The 18,002-nt window shown below is 69.5% G+C and carries 10 protein-coding genes; 9 read left to right on the top strand and 1 reads right to left on the bottom strand.

The window, feature by feature from the left end; translation table 11 throughout:
* The first annotated feature begins 27 nt into the window (after positions 1-27).
* From PHN62_RS01570 to PHN62_RS01555, 4 genes are all read left to right on the top strand, one after another.
* The gene (locus tag PHN62_RS01570; protein WP_300145306.1) at positions 28-5,946 is read left to right on the top strand and encodes a DUF481 domain-containing protein; all 5,919 of its coding nucleotides are present in this window, start codon (positions 28-30) and stop codon (positions 5,944-5,946) included.
* Between the two features lie 98 nt (positions 5,947-6,044).
* A complete protein-coding gene (locus PHN62_RS01565) occupies positions 6,045-6,629 on the top strand; it encodes a uracil-DNA glycosylase family protein (RefSeq protein WP_300145303.1) in 585 nt (194 codons plus the stop codon).
* 21 nt (positions 6,630-6,650) lie between these two features.
* Positions 6,651-7,154 (top strand): GNAT family N-acetyltransferase, encoded by a 504-nt coding sequence (locus PHN62_RS01560; protein WP_300145301.1) that lies wholly within the window; start codon positions 6,651-6,653, stop codon positions 7,152-7,154.
* A 72-nt stretch (positions 7,155-7,226) separates the two neighbouring features.
* Positions 7,227-7,634, top strand: a complete 408-nt coding sequence (locus tag PHN62_RS01555; RefSeq protein ID WP_300145298.1) for a hypothetical protein — start codon at positions 7,227-7,229, stop codon at positions 7,632-7,634.
* 9 nt (positions 7,635-7,643) lie between these two features.
* Here the strand turns inward: PHN62_RS01555 and PHN62_RS01550 are convergent, their stop codons facing one another.
* On the bottom strand, positions 7,644-8,639 hold the full coding sequence (locus PHN62_RS01550) for an LLM class flavin-dependent oxidoreductase (RefSeq protein WP_300145295.1): 996 nt from the start codon (positions 8,637-8,639) through the stop codon (positions 7,644-7,646).
* Between the two features lie 213 nt (positions 8,640-8,852).
* Between PHN62_RS01550 and PHN62_RS01545 the strand changes: the two genes are divergently transcribed.
* The 5 genes from PHN62_RS01545 (at position 8,853) to PHN62_RS01525 (ending at position 17,750) form a co-directional block, all read left to right on the top strand.
* Positions 8,853-9,653, top strand: a complete 801-nt coding sequence (locus tag PHN62_RS01545; RefSeq protein ID WP_300145293.1) for an undecaprenyl-diphosphate phosphatase — start codon at positions 8,853-8,855, stop codon at positions 9,651-9,653.
* A gap of 212 nt (positions 9,654-9,865) precedes the next feature.
* Entirely contained in the window at positions 9,866-12,151 is a 2,286-nt protein-coding gene (locus PHN62_RS01540) for a HAMP domain-containing sensor histidine kinase (protein WP_300145290.1), read from the top strand.
* Between the two features lie 92 nt (positions 12,152-12,243).
* Positions 12,244-13,842 carry a PAS domain-containing sensor histidine kinase gene (locus PHN62_RS01535; protein WP_300145287.1) on the top strand — a complete coding sequence of 533 codons (1,599 nt, stop codon included), beginning with the start codon at positions 12,244-12,246 and terminating at the stop codon, positions 13,840-13,842.
* Between the two features lie 123 nt (positions 13,843-13,965).
* Positions 13,966-16,785, top strand: a complete 2,820-nt coding sequence (locus PHN62_RS01530; protein WP_300145283.1) for a valine--tRNA ligase — start codon at positions 13,966-13,968, stop codon at positions 16,783-16,785.
* Entirely contained in the window at positions 16,782-17,750 is a 969-nt protein-coding gene (locus tag PHN62_RS01525; protein WP_300145281.1) for a methylmalonyl Co-A mutase-associated GTPase MeaB, read from the top strand. The genes PHN62_RS01530 and PHN62_RS01525 overlap by 4 nt, the downstream gene beginning before the upstream one ends.
* The last annotated feature ends 252 nt before the right edge of the window (positions 17,751-18,002 follow it).

Genomic DNA, 18,002 nt, shown 5'->3' with positions numbered 1-18,002 from the left:
GAAACCATCCCCGGCGCAAGGGTCGTCGTGAGCGGGCCGAACGGCCAGCCCCTGCCCAACGCCTGCCTCTTCGGCGAAAACGCCGCCCAGACCGCAGACGCCGCAGGAAGGCATGTCTACCACATCGATCTGGGCGCTGATGCGGCGGCCTGCCCCAGCGGCGGAATCTATACGGCCACGGCGAGGCCTCCCGCAGGCTCGACCGCATATCCTCCGGCAGCCGTCGATTCCCGGACCTCCGATCCCCTCTCCGCAGGGGGACGCGATCAGGTGGATCCGGAGCTGACCCCCGTTCCGGCGGGCCCCCCGACCATCTGGTTCGGCGGCGTGGTGCGCGACGCCTCCACCGGCGAGATCATCCCCGGCGCTCTGGTCAGCCTGACCGGGCCGCTCGGCGGCCCGCTGGCCTCCATCTGCTTCGCCGAAGGCTCGCTGCCCCAGACCACCGGAGCCGACGGCGCCTATGGCGTGCGGCTGCGGCTCGGAGAGGATCAGACCTGCCCCCCGGGCGGGCGCTACACCGCCCATGTCGAGCCCCCCGCCGATTCGGGATATTTCGGCGTCGATCTCTCCACGCGCACCGAAATCGTCGCCGACGGAGACCTCGGCGACGTCGATCTGGCGCTGGATTTCGCCGTCGTCGATCTGCGCGTCACGAAGGAGACGCCGGACAAGGCCGTCGCGCAGGGCGAAGCCGTGGTCTTCCGCATCTCCGTCAGCAACACCGGATCGGCGAATGAAGTCGTCTATATCGAGGATCGCCCCTCCCCCTGGCTGAACTACGTCGCCGAGTCCTTCTCGGTCGAGCAGGCGAGCGGCGTCGTGGAGGAGGTCGTCCCCTTCTCGCTGCAAGGCCGCAATCCGATCTTCGGGCCGATCACGCTGCAGCCCGGCGGAAGCCTCAGGGTCGGCTACGCCATGCGGATCTCCCACGCCGCGCCTCCGGGTTACGCCGAGAACCTCGCCGTTCTGCATCGCCGCGACGGATTCGGGCGCTTCCTGCCCATCCAGACCGGCCGCAGCGGAATCATCATCCTTGAAGGCTCGACGGTCTTCGACGACTCCGTCGTCTTCGGCAAGGTCTGGTACGACTGCGACATGAACGGCTGGCAGGATCAGCCCATGGCCTCGCGGATCACGCTCTCGGGCGGATTCGCGCCCGGCGCGCTCCTGCCCGGCGGGCTGACCGTCGACCGCGGAGCCGGCCCCGAGCCCCTCGCCGGAGACTTCGCCTCCGGGCTGACGCTCGGCGATCTCGCGCCGCTCCATGTCGGGGCGGGCGGAGAAGCCGGAAAGATCGTCATCCGCGCCCGGCTCGCCCGGCCCGAGATCCCCGCCCTGCGGCTCGTCACCGCCGAGGGATTCGACGCCGCCCTCGCGCCCGACGGATCATGGGCTCAGGCGCCGCTGCCGAGCGGATTCGCGGGCTGCGGCGATCTGCGCATGATGCGCGCCGTGACCCCCGCGCCGGGCGGCGGACATCTGCTCACCATCGTCGTCACGAGCGGATGCCGCGCCGAAAGCGGCGTCGCCGGGGCGCGGCTCGCCACGGTGGAGGGACTCGTCATCGAGACCGACGCCCATGGCCGCTATCACATCGCGGACGGGCGCTTCACCGATCGTCTGCGCGGCAGCAACATGCTGATCAAGCTCGACGAAGCCTCGCTGCCCATGGGCTCGCGCGTGGTCTCGGTCAATCCGCAGCGCCTGCGCCTGACCGGAGGCCCCATGCAGGCCGCGAATTTCGCCGTCAGCTGCCCCGCCCCGCAAGGCTTCTTCACAGAGCAGGTCGCGGAGATCGGCGCCGTCTGCTTCCTGCCCGGAACCGCCTCCATCGACCCCGCCCAGGCGGGCGCCCTGACCGCCGCAGCCGAGCATCTGCTCATGCAGGGCGGCGGAGAGGTCGTCGTGGAGTGCCGTCCCTGCGAGGGGAACGTCGACGCCGCGCTCAACGCCGGGCGGGTCGCCGCCGTCCATCAGGCCCTCGCCGGGATGCTGCCCGCCGAGATCATGAGCCGGGTCCACGTCCGTTCCGAAGTCCAGGGCATGGGCGGACCCGCCCATGGCGGCCTCAAGGGCGGATTCTCGCCGATCCCGGCGGGCGGTCCGACCCTGCTTCCGCTCCCGCATCCTGCGCCCCAGCCCGAACCTTCGAAGGGTCTCTTCCAGATGATCTTCGGATCAAACGCGACCAGCGCCGGACCCATGCGCGCCTTCGCCCTTGCGGGCGCGCTGCTCGGCGCCCAAGAGGCCAGAGCCGACGCCCCCGGCGCCGGAAAGGCCGTCCCGGTCCCGCTGAGCCGCGGCGTGATCGAGACGCCCAGGCCGCAATTCGTGGGGCCCATGGCGCCCGCGCCCTTCTGCCCGACCCTCGGGCGGGCGTTGAGGCCCGGCGAAGCCTGTCCGATCCCCGCCCCGATCCTGACGCCCGCGCCGCAGCCGGTGGTCACGGGGCGCTATTGCCTCGACACGGGAATCACCGTGCCGGTCGGCGCCGCCTGCCCCGTCCCCCAGGCGACGGTCGTCGCGCCCCCGCCCCCGCCGCCGCCGGTCGTGGTCGAGCCGCCCAAGCCCGCCTTCACGACCAGGCCGCGCGAGATCTGCCCCGAGGCCAAATGCGCCGACGTCAGCGTCCGCAGCCTCGTCGAGCTGCCCTTCGGCGCCAGCCTGACCGCGACCGCCGACGCCCAGAGCGCCGATCCCCGGCTCGACGCCATCGCGCCCAGCGCCGTCCTGCTGGCCGGGAGCGGCCTGGCCGAGCCCGCCGTCTTCCACAGCTTCTCGAACTACCCGACCTTCATCGACCGCTGGGAGGTCGTCCTCTTCCGCGAAGCCGACCGCAATCGCGCCCGGCCCCTCGCCACGCTGACCGGCGCCCGGCTCGGAGACCCCGTGGTCTGGGACGGCGCCGTCTCGGACGGACGCCCGCTGAGCCCCGGCGAGAACCTGAAATACGTCGTGCGCGCCTATGACGCCGAAGGCCGCCGCGACGAGACCAAGCCCCGCGATCTGCTCCTCACCGCCGATCCGGACCATCCCACGCTCAAGCGTCCGGCGCGCTCGGCCTATGGCCGCGATTCGCTGGCGCGGCAGTCCATTCCGATCATGGGCGGACGAGTCGCCGTGCGCGGCGCCGGCGTGCCTCCGGGCTGGCTGGTCGCGGTCTCCGGCGAGGAGATCCCGGTCAATGAAAAGGGCGAATTCGTCTGGGAGAGCCTGCGCCGCCCCGGCGTCTACGAGATTCCGGTCGAGCTGGCCGCGCCCGACGGCGTGGTCTGGACCCGCAACGTCGCCGCGCAGGTGCCCGAGAACAGCTTCTTCATGGTCGGTCTCGCCGATCTGACCATCGGCCAGGATTTCGTCTCCGATTCGCTGGAGGCCGCCGTCGGGACCGACGGCTTCGAGGAGGACGTCTTCGCCAACGGACGCCTCGCCTTCTATCTGAAGGGCAAGATCCAGGGCCGCTACCTCATCACGGCCCAGGCCGACACCCACGAAAACGAGATCAAGCATCTCTTCGACGATTTCGTCGATTACCGCGATCCCCGGAAGATGTTCCGCCGCCTCGATCCCGACCGCTATTATCCCGTCTACGGCGACGGCTCGGTCGCGCGCTCCGACGTGGACACCCAGGGCAAGTTCTACGTCCGCGTCGAGGACGGCGACTCAAGTCTGATGTGGGGCAACTACAACACCGGCTTCACCGGAACCGAACTCGCCCGCTACGAGCGCTCGCTCTACGGCGCGCGGGCGGAATACGTCAGCCGCGCCGCCACCAGCTATGGCGAGGCCCGCCTCCAGGCCAAGGCCTTCGCCTCGCAGCCCAACACCGCCGCCGCGCATAACGAATTCATCGGCACCGGCGGCAGCCTCTATTACCTGCGTCAGCGCGACATCGTGACCGGCTCGGAGAAGCTCCGCGTCGAGGTCCGCGACCGCGACAGCGGCCGCGTGCTGGAGAGCGTCGCGCTGGTCCCCGGCAAGGACTACGAGATCAACGACATCCAGGGCCGCGTGCTGCTGACCAATCCGCTGCGCAGCTTCGCCGGGCGCTCGGGAACCAACGTGATCTCCACCAGCGCCCTCGGCGACGACATGGTCTTTCTGGTCGCCGATTACGAATATGTCCCCGATTTCGGCGAGGCCGACGAATGGACCTACGGCGGCCGCGCCCTCGCCTGGCTCGGCGATCATCTGAAGATCGGCGGAACCTATATCGAGGAGAACGCCGAAAACGCCCGCGCCTATGAGCTCATGGGCGCCGACGTCGCGCTGCGCTGGAAGCCCGGCACCTATATCCGCGGCGAATGGGCCCGCAGCAATTCCTTCGAACGCGCCGACATCCGCGCCTCGGAGGACGGCGGCCTGACCTTCCACGAGCTCTCCGGCTCGCTCGGACGCCCGGTCGAAGGCGACGCCTTCTCGGTCGAGGCCCGCGCCGACTTCGCCGAGATCTTCGACGGCGGATGGGCCGGAGAAGCCGAAGCCTGGTGGCGCGAACGCGACGCGGGATACTCCAACGTCCAGAGCGCCCTCGACGGCTTCCGCCGCAGCTTCGGCGGCTCGGTGGAGCTGCGCCCGAACGAGGATCTGCGCCTCGCCCTGCGCGCCCATGAAGGCGAATATCTCGACGGCGACAAGGAACGCGCCGCCGCCGCCCAGATCGACAAGGATTTCGGACGCTTCGGCCTCTCCTTCGAATCCCGCTACGAGGCCGAGATCCAGCGTCGTCAGCCGGAAGTCTCCGCCCTGATCCTCGGCGGACGCCTCTCCTATGAAGTCATGGACGGCGCGAAGCTCTACGTCCGGGGTCAGACCTCGGTCATGGAGAAAGGCGACTACGTGGACGCCACCGGCGGCGCGGTGGGCTTCTCGGCCAGGCTCTCCGACACCCTGACCGCCCACGCCGAATACGCCCATTTCAAGGAGCGCGGAAACGGCGCCACCGTGGGCGTGGATTATCGGCGCAGCCCCGATCACGTGGTCTATGGCAGCTACACCCACTCCACCGACCGCGAGGACGAGCGGCGCCACGCCTTCACCCTCGGCCAGCGCGCCAACGTCGCGAACGGCCTCGACGTCTATCAGGAGAACCTCTTCGGCGTCCGGCGCGACGGCGGATTCGAGACCAGCCAGCTCTATGGCGCCGAGATCCGGCCCCTGGACGATCTGAGCCTCGGCCTGAGCTATCAGCGCTCGGATCTGGACCTCGACGGCGGAGACGCCGAACGCGACGCCGTTTCGGCCTCGGCCCGCTGGAAGACCTCGCGGCTGGAGCTCTCGGGCAAGGCGGAATATCGCCGCGACCGGGGCGAGGAGGATACGGATCAGTGGCTCGCCACGGCCCGCGCGAAATACGAAGCCACGCCCTCCACCACGCTGCTGGCCAAGGCTTCGGTCTCGCACACCGACAACCGCGCGGATTCCGCCCGCGACGCCCGCTTCTGGGAGGCCTCGGTGGGGCTGGCCTATCGCCCCGTCGAGAACGACCGTCTGAACCTGCTCGCCCGCTACACCTATCTTTACGACCTGCCCGCTCCGGATCAGGTCTCGGGAGACGTGGACCAGCGCGCGCATCTGGTCTCGGCGGAAGCCTCCTACCGGGTCACGCCGCGCCTGACCTTCGGCGCCAAGGGCGCCTACAAGCAGGGCGAGATCCGCGAGGAGCGCAACGCCGGAGGATGGGCCGCCACGCGGCTCACCTATGGCGCGGCTCACGCCAAGGTCCGGCTCTTCGAGAACTGGGACGCGATGGCCGAATGGCGCGTGCTCCACGACATCGAGACCGACATGACCCGTCATGGCGCTCTGGTGGCGGTCTACCGGCGCTTCGGCGACAACTTCGAACTCGGCGCGGGCTACAACTTCGCCGCCTTCGGGGACGACCTCTTCGACGTGAACCAGAACGCCCATGGGTGGTTCATCAACGCCGTGGGCAAGTTCTGACGGTTCTGGCCGGGTGAAGTCCGGAGGCGCGGAGGAGACTCCGCGCCTCTTGCTTTGCGCCTCTTGCTTTTCCGGGGCCTCGCGCCGAGCTTGAGGCCATGATCGCCGAAAGCCTCGACTCCCTGCTCGCCGAAATCCGCGCCTGCCGGATCTGCGCGGATCTGCCGCTCGGGCCGCGTCCGATCCTCCAGGCGGGCGCCGGAGCGCGGATCCTCGTCGTGGGCCATGCGCCGGGCCACGTCGCCCATGAGCGCGGACGCCCCTTCGACGACGCCAGCGGAACGAGGCTCCGGACCTGGCTCGGGCTGACGCGCGCAGAATTCTACGATCCCGATCTCGTGGCTCTGGCGCCCATGGGATTCTGCTATCCCGGAGCCGGAAAGGGCGGCGACCTGCCGCCGCGCGCCATCTGCGCCCCCACCTGGAGGCCGAGGCTCATGAAGGCCCTGCCGGAGATCCGGCTGACCCTCGCTCTGGGCCTCTTCGCGCAAAGATGGGTTCTGGGCGCGCAATGGCGCGGCGGCGTGGCCGCCAGCGTCGAGGCCTGGCGGGAGCTCTGGCCGGAGATCCTGCCGCTGCCCCATCCCAGCGGACGCAACAACGGCTGGCTCGCGCGAAGGCCCTGGGTCGAGGCCGAGATGATCCCCGCGCTTCAGGAGCAGGTGCGCGCCCTGAAGGCCTGATCCACATCACGGAGGACAACCATGAAGATCGACATCCGCGAGGAGCGTCCCGAAGAAGCCCCCGCCCTGCGTCTGCTGACCGAGGCGGCCTTCAGGCTCAATCCCCACAGCCGGGGAACCGAAGGCGCGGTCCTCGACGCCCTGCGCGCGGCCGGAGCCCTCACCCTCTCGCTGGTCGCGATCCACGAAGGCGAGCCCGTCGGACATCTCGCCCTCTCGCCGACGACCATCGAGGGCGAGGACCGGGGATGGTTCGGGCTGGGTCCGGTCTCGGCGCGGCCCGATCTGCATGGACGGGGAATCGGCGGCGCCCTCATCCGCGAGGGCCTCGCACGGCTGAAGGCGCAGGGCGCGAAAGGCTGCGTCCTGGTCGGCTTTCCCGATTACTACCGCCGCTTCGGATTCGCGCAGGATCCCGACCTGAAGCTGGAGGGCGCGCCGCCGGAATATCTCCTCGCCCTGGCCTTCGAGGAGCCGCGCCCCTCCGGACGCGTCGTCTTCCACCCGGCCTTCTCCGCCTCCTGAGGATTAACCGGAAGGCCAGCATTCGCCTTTAACCCTCTCCCGGAGAGAAGCCGACGACGGGAAGGAGACGGAATGTCGGGAATGCTGAAGCTCTTTCTGATCGGCCTGACGCTCTCCGCCGCCATCCTCGCGAAGGCCTTCCACGGAGAAAGCGCCAGCGTCAGGGATTCCTCCTTCGCGACCAGGATCGAAAGGATCTCCCTGGCCGTGCTGGAGGATCATGGCGCCGCCCTCCGGAAAGGCCGTCCGTCGCTCGGGCTGAGGGGCGCGGATCTCGACGTCGCCTTCCGGCTGCCGGAGAAGGTCTTCGCCTCGCGCATGGAGGATTTCGGATTCCTCTGCCAGGGGGCGGGCGCGGCCCGGATCGCCTGCCGGAAGTCCCTCACGGGAGACGGAGTCAGGCTGACGCTCAACCTGACCTTCTCCGGCGAAGAGGGCGTGGTCGTCTTCCGGCACGGGCAGGCGATCCGGATCCCCTGAGCGGAGGACTCAGAGCCCCATGGCCTCCGAGATCAGACGCAGGCTCTTCAGCCGCGTCTGGTGGTCGTAGACGTCCGAGACGATGATCAGCTCATCGGCCTTCGTCTCCTCGACCAGAGCCGCCAGGCCCGCCCGCACCGTCTGCGGAGAGCCGTAGACCGAACGCGCCAGCATCCGCGAGACCTGCGCCTTCTCCTGAGGCGTCCAGTAGGCCTCGATGTCGTCGATGGGCGGCTGGCTCAGGCCACGCGCGCCCCGGAACATGTTCACGAAGGACATCTGCTGCGTGGTCGCGAGGCGGCGGGCCTCGGCGTCGGTTTCGGCGGCGATCACGTTCACGCCCACCATGGCGTAGGGCTTCTGCAGCTGCTCCGAGGGCTGGAAGCGCGCACGATACATCTCCAGAGCCGTCAGCAGGACGTCCGGCGCGAAATGCGAGGCGAAGCTGTAGGGCAAGCCCAGCATCGCCGCCAGCGAAGCCCCGAAATGGCTGGAGCCCAGAATCCACAAGGGGACCTCCGTGCCCGCCGCCGGAACCGCCCGGATGCGCTGGCCCTCGCCCGCAGGCGCGAGGAAGGCCTGAAGCTCCAGCACGTCGTCGGGGAAGCGGTCGGCGTCCTCCGGCTTGCGGCGCAAGGCCCGCAGAGTCAGCTGATCCGTGCCCGGAGCCCGCCCGAGCCCGAGGTCCACACGCCCCGGAAACAGCCGCTCCAGAGTGCCGAACTGCTCGGCGATCACATAGGGCGCATGATTGGGCAGCATGATCCCGCCCGCGCCGATCCGGATCTTCGTCGTGCCCGCGCCGATATGGCCCAGAACCACCGAAACCGCCGCGCTCGCGATGCCGGACATGTTGTGATGCTCGGCCACCCAGATGCGGCCATAGCCCCAGTCCTCGGCGTGGGCGGCCAGATCCCGCGCGTTCAGCAGGGCCTGACGGGCGTCGGTCTCCTCCGTCACGCGGACGAGTTCGAGAATCGACAGGGGAACGATGGGAGACGCCATGGGGGAAGGTCCTCGACAGGAATGAGGCCCCTCATATGGGCGCCGCAGCGCCGAAGGGTCAAGCCGGGCCAGGCCGCGCCCTTCGCCCCCCCCTCTGGCCGATCCCCCTCAGGAAGGACAAGGCGCTTTCGCGCCCTCGCGCCGCCGCGAGGATTGGACTAGCCTGCGCCGCCGCTCCCCTTCCGGAGCCTCTCGGCGGAGTCCGCATCCGAAATGTCCCTTCTGCATATCGTCGTGCTGGCGCTCGTTCAGGGCGTCTTCGAGTTCCTTCCCATCAGCTCCTCGGCGCATCTGGTGCTGGTCAGCAAGCTCGGCGGATTCCCCGATCAGGGGCCGCTCGTGGATCTGGCGCTGCATCTGGCCACGCTCTGCTCGATCCTCGTCTGTCTCTGGCCGGAGGTGCGGCGGGCCTTCCGGGGACTCTGGCTCGCCCTGCGGGGCCGCTTCCACGAACCGGATGCGAAGCTCGCGCTGCTGCTGATCCTCGCCTCGGTTCCGGGTCTGGCGGCGGGGCTCGGGCTCTATCTCATGGGCGGAGAAGGCGCGCACATGCGGTCGCTGAAGGTCATCGCCGTCGGCATGGCGGTCTTCGCGGTGGCGCTCTACGTCGCGGACAAGTTCTTCCCCGAGGACAAGGAGATCAAGGATCTCGGATGGGGCGGGGCCCTGATCATCGGACTCTCGCAGGCCTGCGCCTTCATTCCGGGCGCCAGCCGCTCGGGCGTGACCACCACGGCGGGACGATTCCTCGGGCTGACGCGCACCGAGTCCATCCGGTTCTCGCTGCTGCTCTCGATTCCGCTGATCCTCGCGGCGGGCGCCGCCGGAACCGGAGAACTCGCCATGGAGGCCGACGCCGCCTTCCTGCGCGACGCCCTGATCGCCGCCTTCCTGACCTTCCTCGTCGGCTGCGCCACCATCAAGCTGCTGCTGCGCTATCTCCAGAAGGCGGACATGACCGTCTTCGTGATCTATCGCCTGCTGCTGGCGGGATTCCTCTTCGCCGTCGCCTGAATCCCGCGAAACCCGGCGAGAAAACGCCGGATTCGGCCGGATTCCGCCCTGTGCGGGTCCCTTTGCGCGCAGGAGAGACGCGCCCGGAGGCCGCGGCCCGGAGGAATCCGCCTCGGGCTCCGGGCCGCGTTCACCAAAATTTAGCCCTCGTCTTTCCATTGTAGGTCCGCGCCCTCAGCAGGCGCTTTCTCAGATGATGGATCAAGCCGGACATGTTGGGGCGACTTTCGCAAACTCTCGCCGTGGCGGCGATCGGCGTCCTTTTCGCCGCGGCGGCGCTGCTGTTCCTTGGCTCGTCCAAGACCCTGAACCGTCATGTGGACGCTCCGCGGCAGCTCGCGGAGGCCCAGGCCGCCGCAGCGGACCGGCTCGAAGCCGTCCGCAGCGCCCTGGACCGTCTGGAGGCCGCCCTCGCCGAATCGCGGGAGCCGCAGGACGCGCCGGAGTTCGCCCGCATCTTCCGCGAGGCCGCCGCCCAGGCCGCCAGAGCCTCGCCCGCCATCCGGGCCGTCGGCTATTTCCAGGCCGTCGAGGACCAGGCCGCCGCCGAGCTCATGGCCATGCACAACGCCGAAGGCATGACCCGCCTCACGCGAGGCGCCGAAAGCCTCTTCCTGCCCCTGCGCTTCCTCGCGCCCGGCCAGGACGCCCAGCGCGGAGCCTTCCCCTTCACCGCAGGCAACCGCCTGCCCGCCGCCTACGTCGCCATGCAGGCCGCTCAGGACGCGCTGCGCGCAGCCATCGGCGAAGAACGCGCCGTGGTCTCGGCGCTGATCGCCCCCAACGGAGACCCCATCCCCTCCCTCAGGCTGGAGAGCGGGCCGCAGGCGGTCGTCTGGATGCTGGCCCCCCTGATCGCGGCCCCCGAGGCCGCGCCTCCCGAAAGGCGCCTCATCGACCCCGCCGATCCGGAATCCGGATATGTCGAGATCCCCGCGCCGCCCAGAGAGTTCGGGCGGCTCAAGGGCGTGATCGGCGCCCTGATCGACGCCCGCGCCCTCGCCGGGACGCCCAACGCCCGCATCCTCTCCGGACCGCTCGGCGCCTCCGCCGCCAAGCCGGTCTTCGTCCAGCCCAGCGGCATGGCGCTCATGCGCGGCGCCGAATCCCCCTGGAGCCTCTCCTTCGGCCTCAACGCCCAGCGCTTCGATCTGATCGGCGCCACGCCGGGCGCGCCGGGCGTCGGGCGGGTCGCCTCGCTGCTGGTGCTGGCGGTGGGCGGCGGACTCACGGCGCTCGCCTGGATCCTCCTCCAGGGCGAACGCTCGCGCGGCCAGGTCGCCGCCAGGGCCCTCCGCGCCCAGGAGACCCAGTACAAGGAGAACCTGCGCAAGCTGAAGATCAGCGAGCAGCAGTTCAAGCGCCTCGCCGAATCCACCGGCGTCATCCCCTGGCAGGCCAACCTCAAGGAGCAGAGATTCACCTACATCGGCCCCCAGATCGAGACGCTCACCGGATATCCGCCCGATTCCTGGTATGCGGTGGGATTCTGGGTCGAGCACGTCCATCCCGACGACCGTCAGACCGTCATCTTCGACGGCATGCGCAAGCTGCGTTCGGGCGACTTCACGACCTATGAATACCGCGTGCGCTCGGCTTCGGGCCGCGTGGTCTATCTGCGCAACATGATGACCCTCGTGGCCGCGCGCGGCAAGGGCGACAAGGGCGAAAAGCCCATGCTCGCGCATGGCTTCATGCTCGACGTCACCGAGATCAAGATGGCCGAGCGCCGCCTCCAGGAGGCCCGCGCCCTCGCCGAGGAGTCCAACCGCACGAAATCCGAGTTCCTCGCCAACATGAGCCACGAGCTGCGCACGCCGCTCAACGCCGTGATCGGCTTCTCGGAGGTCATGAAGGACCAGCTCTTCGGGCCCATGGACGCCCGCTACCGCGATTACGCCCAGAACATCCATTCCTCGGGGCGCCATCTGCTCTCGCTGATCAACGACGTGCTCGACCTCGCCAAGATCGAGGCCGGACGCATCGAGCTGGTCGAGGAGGCGGTGGACCTGCCCGCGCTGCTCGCCGGATGCCGCACCCTCATGCACGACCGCGCCGCCAGCGCCGGACTGCACATCCGCATGGAGGTGCCCAAGCCCCTGCCCGGCCTCACCGCCGACGAGCGCCGCCTCAAGCAGGTGATCCTCAACCTGATGTCCAACGCGCTGAAGTTCACCCCGCCCGGCGGACGCGTCACGCTGCGCGCCGAGGTGCTGGAGCCCAAGGGCCTGCGCATCGCGGTGATCGACACCGGCATCGGCATGACTCCCGAAGAGGTCGAGATCGCCCGCGAGCAGTTCGGACAGCTCGACAGCGAACTCGCCCGCCAGAGCGACGGAACCGGACTCGGCCTGCCCATCGCCGAATCGCTCATCAAGCTGCATGGCGGCGAGCTGGAGATCCAGTCCAAGAAGGGCGTCGGCACGCACATGATCGTCTGGCTGCCCATGAACCGGCTCGGCCGCGCCGCGCGCGACTCCGCCAAGGCCGCAGGATGATGACCGCCGTCCCTCCAGCCGTCCCTCCAGCCGTCCCTCCCGCTTCCGTCGCGACGGGCGCGCGCGGGCGGCCGGCTCCCCGCCGCAGGCCCATGCTGCGGCGGGGAATCTTCCGTCTGGCCGCGGGATTCGGGCTGGCGGGCTCGACGCTGGCCGCAGGGGCTCCCTGGCCCTTCGCGCTGCTCGCGCTCGGACCGGGGATCGCGGGGCTCACGCTCGGACTCAACGCGGAGGCCCGCGAGAAGATCTGGCGAATCGTCGCCGGAGCCCAGGCTCTGGCGGCGGCGGCCCTCGCCGCGGCCTTCCCCGGACAGGAAGGCGTGATCCTCGCGCTCTGGGCCCTCGCGCCCCTGCTCGAACCCGACGCGCCCCGCGCGCCCGCTCCGCTTCTGGCGCTCTGCATGGCGCCTCTGGCGGCGGCGCCCATCGCGGCGGCGGCCTCGGGCGCCGGAGCCATGGGGCCTGCGCTCGGCGCGGCGGTCTTCGGGGCCCTGGCCTTCCTCGCGCTCGCCCTCGGCCAGGCCCAGACCCGACGCGCCGAAGCCGGAGAAGCCGAAGCCCGCGCCGCCATGGCGCTCATCGAGGAGCATGGCGGAGACGCCGTGCTGAAGGTCGATTCGGAAGGCCGCATCCGCGCCGCTCACGGAGCGATGCGCAGCGTCTTCGGATTCAATCCCTGCGAGGCGGTCGGGCGGCCTCTGGAAGCCCTGATCGCCGCCGAGGACGCGCCCGAACTGCGCCTGGCGCTCGAAGGCGCGCTCTACGAGGAGACGGGGCGCAAGCTGCGTCTGCGGGGCCACGAGACCCGCCGCGAGGAGGCGCCGCTGAATCTGGCGCTCTGGCCTCTGGGTCCGCCGCGTCCGGGCGACCTCTTCGAATGCCTGCTTCTGGCGCGCGACGCCCGCGAGACCATCGAGCAGGAGCGCCGCCTGACCGAAGCCGTGCAGCGCGCTCAGGCCGCCCAGGCGAGCAAGAGCCGCTTCCTCGCCAACATGAGCCATGAATTCCGCACGCCGCTCAACGCCATCCTCGGATTCGCCGAGCTGCTGCGCCATCAGCAGGAGACCCACGCCGCCCAGCAGGCCGAGGCCTCCAACGGCCAGATCAAGACCCATCTGGACGCCATCCTCGAAGGCGGCAGGCAGCTGCTGCGGCTGGTCGAGGATCTGCTCTCCCTCGCCGAGGAGGACGGCGGACCCGGCGCGCCCTCCAACGAAGAGGCCTCCGTCGCCGCGATCTTCGCCGATTGCGCCGCCCTCTCCGAGGGCTCGGCCCAGAAGCGCGGCGTGCGGCTGGAGTTCTCGGCGGCGCCCTTCATGGTCCGGGCCGATTCGCGCCCGCTCACCCAGACCCTGCGCGGACTGATCGCCCAGGCGGTGACCTTCACCTCGCCGGGCGGGACGGTGCGCATCTCGGCGGAGATCCGCGACGCGGCCATCGCCATCGTCATCGACGACGAGGGAATCGGCATGTCCGAGGAGATGCTCCGCCGCGTGCGCGAGCCCTTCCTCGCCGAGCGCACCGCCTATGTGGACATCGGCTTCGGCGCCACGCTGCGTCTGGCCGGAGCCGTGCGCCTCATCGAAAGCATGAGCGGGACCATGGACATCGATTCGGCGCCCCATCGCGGCACCACCATCACCATCCGCCTGCCTCAGGCCGAAGCCCGGGAGGCCCGCCTGACCGGCTGAGCCCCCGCAGCGCCCGGCAGCGCCCGGGCCGCCGCGCCTTCGCGGCTCTTGTCTCGCGCCTGCGGAATCGTCTAGCTCTAGCCTCCGATCCCGGAAGAACACGGAAAGCCTCGGAGAGCCGCGATGACGATGGAGAAGCATTATGATCCGGCCGAGGCCGAAAGGCGCGTCGCGGCGCTCTGGGAGCAGGCCGGATGCTTCCGCGCCGGAGCCGGAGCCGAACCCGGAGCCGAACCCTTCTGCATCGTGATCCCGCCGCCCAACGTCACGGGCAGCCTGCACATGGGCCATGCGCTCAACAACACCCTTCAGGACATCCTCGTCCGCTGGAAGCGCATGCAGGGCCAGGACGTGCTCTGGCAGCCGGGCACCGACCACGCCGGAATCGCCACCCAGATGGTGGTCGAGCGCAAGCTCGCCGCCGAACAGCAGCCCTCGCGCCGGGATCTCGGCCGCGAGGAGTTCCTGAAGCGCGTCTGGGACTGGAAGGCCGAATCGGGCGGGACCATCGTGAACCAGCTCAAGCGCCTCGGCGCGAGCTGCGACTGGACCCGCGAGCGCTTCACCATGGACGAAGGACTCAGCCGGGCCGTGGCGCGGGTCTTCACGCAGCTCTTCAAGGAAGGGCTGATCTATCGCGCGAAAAGCCTCGTCAACTGGGACCCCCATTTCGAGACCGCCATCTCCGACATCGAAGTCGAGCAGGTGGACGTCAAGGGCAAGCTCTGGCGCTTCCGCTATCCCCTGGCGGACGGGCTCTCCTATCGCCACCCCGTCGAATTCGACGAGGAGGGCCAGCCCACGGCCTGGGAGGAGCGGAATTATCTGGTGGTCGCCACCACCCGCCCCGAGACCATGCTCGGCGACATGGCCGTGGCCGTGAATCCCAAAGACGCGCGCTATGCGGATCTGGTCGGGAAATTCGTGGAGCTGCCGCTGGTTCTGACGAACCGGCGCATCCCGGTCATCGCCGACGACTACGCCGACCCCGCCACCGGAACCGGCGCGGTCAAGATCACCCCCGCCCATGACTTCAACGATTTCGACGTCTGGAAGCGCTTCGCCGCGGCCGATCCCGAAGCCGCCGCCCGGCAGCTCTGGAACATCCTCACGCCCTCGGCCAGGCTGAAGGCCGACGCGAGCTTCGAGGATCAGGCGAGAGACGGCTCCGCCCCGGCGGAGGGCTGGGTCTTCGAACGCATCCCGGAGGATCTGCGCGGACTCGACCGCGAAGCGGCCCGCAAGCGCGTGGTCGCCTGGTTCGAGGAGCAGGGCCTCCTCGACGGAATCGACGACCATCCCCACAAGGTTCCCCATGGCGACCGCTCCAAGGTCGTCATCGAGCCCTATCTGACGAATCAATGGTTCGTGGACGCGAAGAAGCTCGCCGCCCAGCCGATTCAGGATGTGCAGAACGGCGCGACCAAGTTCTTTCCCGCCAATTGGGACAAGACCTTCTTCCACTGGATGGAGAACATCCAGCCCTGGTGCGTCTCGCGCCAGCTGTGGTGGGGCCATCAGATCCCCGTCTGGACCGACGAGGACGGCGACCTCTATTGCGAAGAGACCGAAACCCAGGCCTATGAGGCGGCCCGCGCCGCCAAGGGCCCCGGCGTGCGCCTGACCCAGGATCCCGACGTTCTCGACACCTGGTTCTCCTCGGCGCTCTGGCCCTTCTCGACGCTCGGCTGGCCCGACCAGACTCCCGAGCTGACGAAATATTATCCCAACAACGTCCTGATCACGGGCTTCGACATCCTCTTCTTCTGGGTCGCCCGCATGATGATGATGGGCCGCCACTTCATGGAGGAGACTCCCTTCCCCGACGTCTATCTGCACGCCCTCGTGCGGGACGAAAAGGGACGCAAGATGTCGAAATCCATCGGCAACGTCATCGATCCCCTGGTGATGATCGACAGATACGGCGCCGACGCCACCCGCTTCACTCTGGCGAGCATGGCCGCCATGGGCCGCGACATCCGGCTCGCGGAAGGCCGCATCGAGGGCTCGCGGAACTTCGTGACGAAGCTCTGGAACGCCGCGCGCTTCTGCGAGATGAATCAATGCTTCCGCGTGCCGGGCTTCGATCCGAAAAGCGTGAAGCAGGCGTCCAACCGCTGGATCGTCGGCGAGACGGCCCGCGCCCGCGAAGCCCTCGACGCCGCCTTGAGCGCCTATCGCTTCAACGACTACGCCAACACGCTCTACGCCCATATCTGGAACGTCTTCTGCGACTGGCATCTGGAGTTCGCCAAGCCCCTGCTGACCAGCGAGGACGAAGCCGTCCAGGCCGAAACCCGCGCCGTCACCGCCTGGGCTCTGGCCGAGATCCTCAAGCTGCTGCATCCGGCGGCGCCCTTCGTGACCGAAGAGCTCTGGCGGCTGACCGGCGGCGAGGACGCCCTCGCCCTGACCCGCTGGCCGACCTACGCGGCCGCCGATTTCGCCGACGCCGAAGCCGATGATGAAATGGGCTGGATCGTCGCCTTCATCGAGGGCGTGCGTTCGGCCCGCAACGAAGTCAACGTGCCGCCCTCGGCGCAGCTTGAGTTGGTCCTCACCGACTTCACCCAGGAGGCCGCCCTCCGGATGCAGCGCAACGGCGCCCTGATCCGGCGTCTGGCGCGGCTGAGCGAACTGGCCGTGGCGAGCAAGCCCCCCGCCGGAGCCCTCGCCGTGACCCTGCGCGACGGCGTGGCGCATCTGCCGGTGGCCGGAGTCATCGACGTCGCCGCCGAGCGCGCGCGGCTCGAGAAGGCCGTCGAGAAGGCCGCCAAAGAGGAATCCGGCCTCGCCGGGCGCCTCTCCAACGAGGCCTTCCGCGCCAAGGCCCCCCCCGAGGTCATCGAGGAGCAGGAGGAGCGCCTCGGCCAGCTCCGCGCCGATCTGGAGCGCCTGCGCGGCGCTCTGGGGCGGCTCGCCGGGATGGAGAAGGGTTCGTGAGCCTCGCGGCTTTGCGCGCGGGCGGCAAGCCCGCCCTCGCCAAGGCGCTGACGCTGATCGAGCGGGCGCCCCGCGCGCCCGAAACCCTCGCTTTGCTCGACGAGGCCTGGGCCGATCCGCAAGGCTTCGTCCTCGGGCTGACCGGACCGCCGGGCGTCGGCAAATCCACCCTCACCGACGCGCTCATCCGCCATTGGCGCGGGCGCGGCCTGAGCGTCGGGGTGATCGCGGTGGACCCCAGCTCCATGCAGAGCGGCGGTGCCCTCCTCGGAGATCGCGCCCGGCTCAGCGTCTCGCCGGAGGATTCCGGCGTCTTCGTGCGCTCGCTGGCCTCGCGGGGCAGGCTCGGGGGGCTGGCGGCTCTGGCCTGGCCCTCGGCGATCCTCATGCGGGCGGTTCACGACCGCGTGATCCTGGAGACGGTCGGCGTCGGGCAATCGGAGATCGACGTCGCCGCCCTGGCCGACGTGACGGCGGTCTGCCTGCAGCCCGCCTCCGGCGACGCCCTGCAATTCATGAAGGCGGGTCTCATGGAGACTCCCGACGTCCTCGCCGTGGCCAAGGCGGACCTCGGCGCCCCCGCGCGTCGCGCGGCCGCGGATCTGCGGGCGGCCATGTCGCTGGCGCCGCCGCGCCCCGACGGCTGGAAGACCCCCACCCTGCTGCTCTCGGCCCAGACCGGCGAGGGGCTCGCCGAATTCGTCGCGCAGACGGAAGGACGATTCGCCTTTCTGGAGAAATCCGACTCCCTTCAGGAGAAACGCGCCGATCAGGCCGCCTCCTGGATGCGGGACTCCCTGCGGGATTCCTACGGCCGGGCGGGGCTTGGATTGCTGCGCCGCACCATGCCCGCGGGCCTCTGGAGCTCCGGACCTGCGCCTTTCGTCGCAGAGGCCGCCGCGAAAGCCCGTCTCGAGCGGATCTTCGCCCGCCTGGAGACTGAAATTCCTGACGGATTCGCGTGAGAGCGGAGCGGACCCCCTCCATCTGGACGATTGTTTTGAATTCAGCTACAGTCCGCCCAGTTCTGCAACTCATTCTGCAACTTTTCAGTAACCCAGTCACGGATGGCCCTCACGCTGACGCAGCTGCTCTCTGGAGGCGCGCGTAAAGCTTTCCGTCACCGGATCGCGCTTGAATGGCGCTCAAGGCCGCGGCTCCGCTCTGCGGGGGCCGGCTTCCGCGAAACCGCGGTCAGAGCCTGACAAGCCGACCGA

The organism is Neomegalonema sp. (assembly GCF_028688855.1).
In the GTDB taxonomy this organism is placed as follows: Bacteria; Pseudomonadota; Alphaproteobacteria; order Rhodobacterales; family Rhodobacteraceae; genus Neomegalonema.
The sequence above is the reverse complement of the archived record's forward strand: the minus strand, read 5'-3'. Positions and strand labels throughout refer to the sequence as shown.

Excerpts from the sequence above, each read along its gene's own strand:
- PHN62_RS01550 (WP_300145295.1), bottom strand. The coding sequence starts at position 8,639 with ATGGCGTCTCCCATCGTTCCCCTGTCGATTCTCGAACTCGTCCGCGTG.
- PHN62_RS01555 (WP_300145298.1), top strand. The coding sequence starts at position 7,227 with ATGTCGGGAATGCTGAAGCTCTTTCTGATCGGCCTGACGCTCTCCGCC.
- PHN62_RS01535 (WP_300145287.1), top strand. The coding sequence starts at position 12,244 with ATGCTGCGGCGGGGAATCTTCCGTCTGGCCGCGGGATTCGGGCTGGCG.
- PHN62_RS01545 (WP_300145293.1), top strand. The coding sequence starts at position 8,853 with ATGTCCCTTCTGCATATCGTCGTGCTGGCGCTCGTTCAGGGCGTCTTC.
- PHN62_RS01565 (WP_300145303.1), top strand. The coding sequence starts at position 6,045 with ATGATCGCCGAAAGCCTCGACTCCCTGCTCGCCGAAATCCGCGCCTGC.
- PHN62_RS01560 (WP_300145301.1), top strand. The coding sequence starts at position 6,651 with ATGAAGATCGACATCCGCGAGGAGCGTCCCGAAGAAGCCCCCGCCCTG.
- PHN62_RS01540 (WP_300145290.1), top strand. The coding sequence starts at position 9,866 with ATGTTGGGGCGACTTTCGCAAACTCTCGCCGTGGCGGCGATCGGCGTC.
- PHN62_RS01530 (WP_300145283.1), top strand. The coding sequence starts at position 13,966 with ATGACGATGGAGAAGCATTATGATCCGGCCGAGGCCGAAAGGCGCGTC.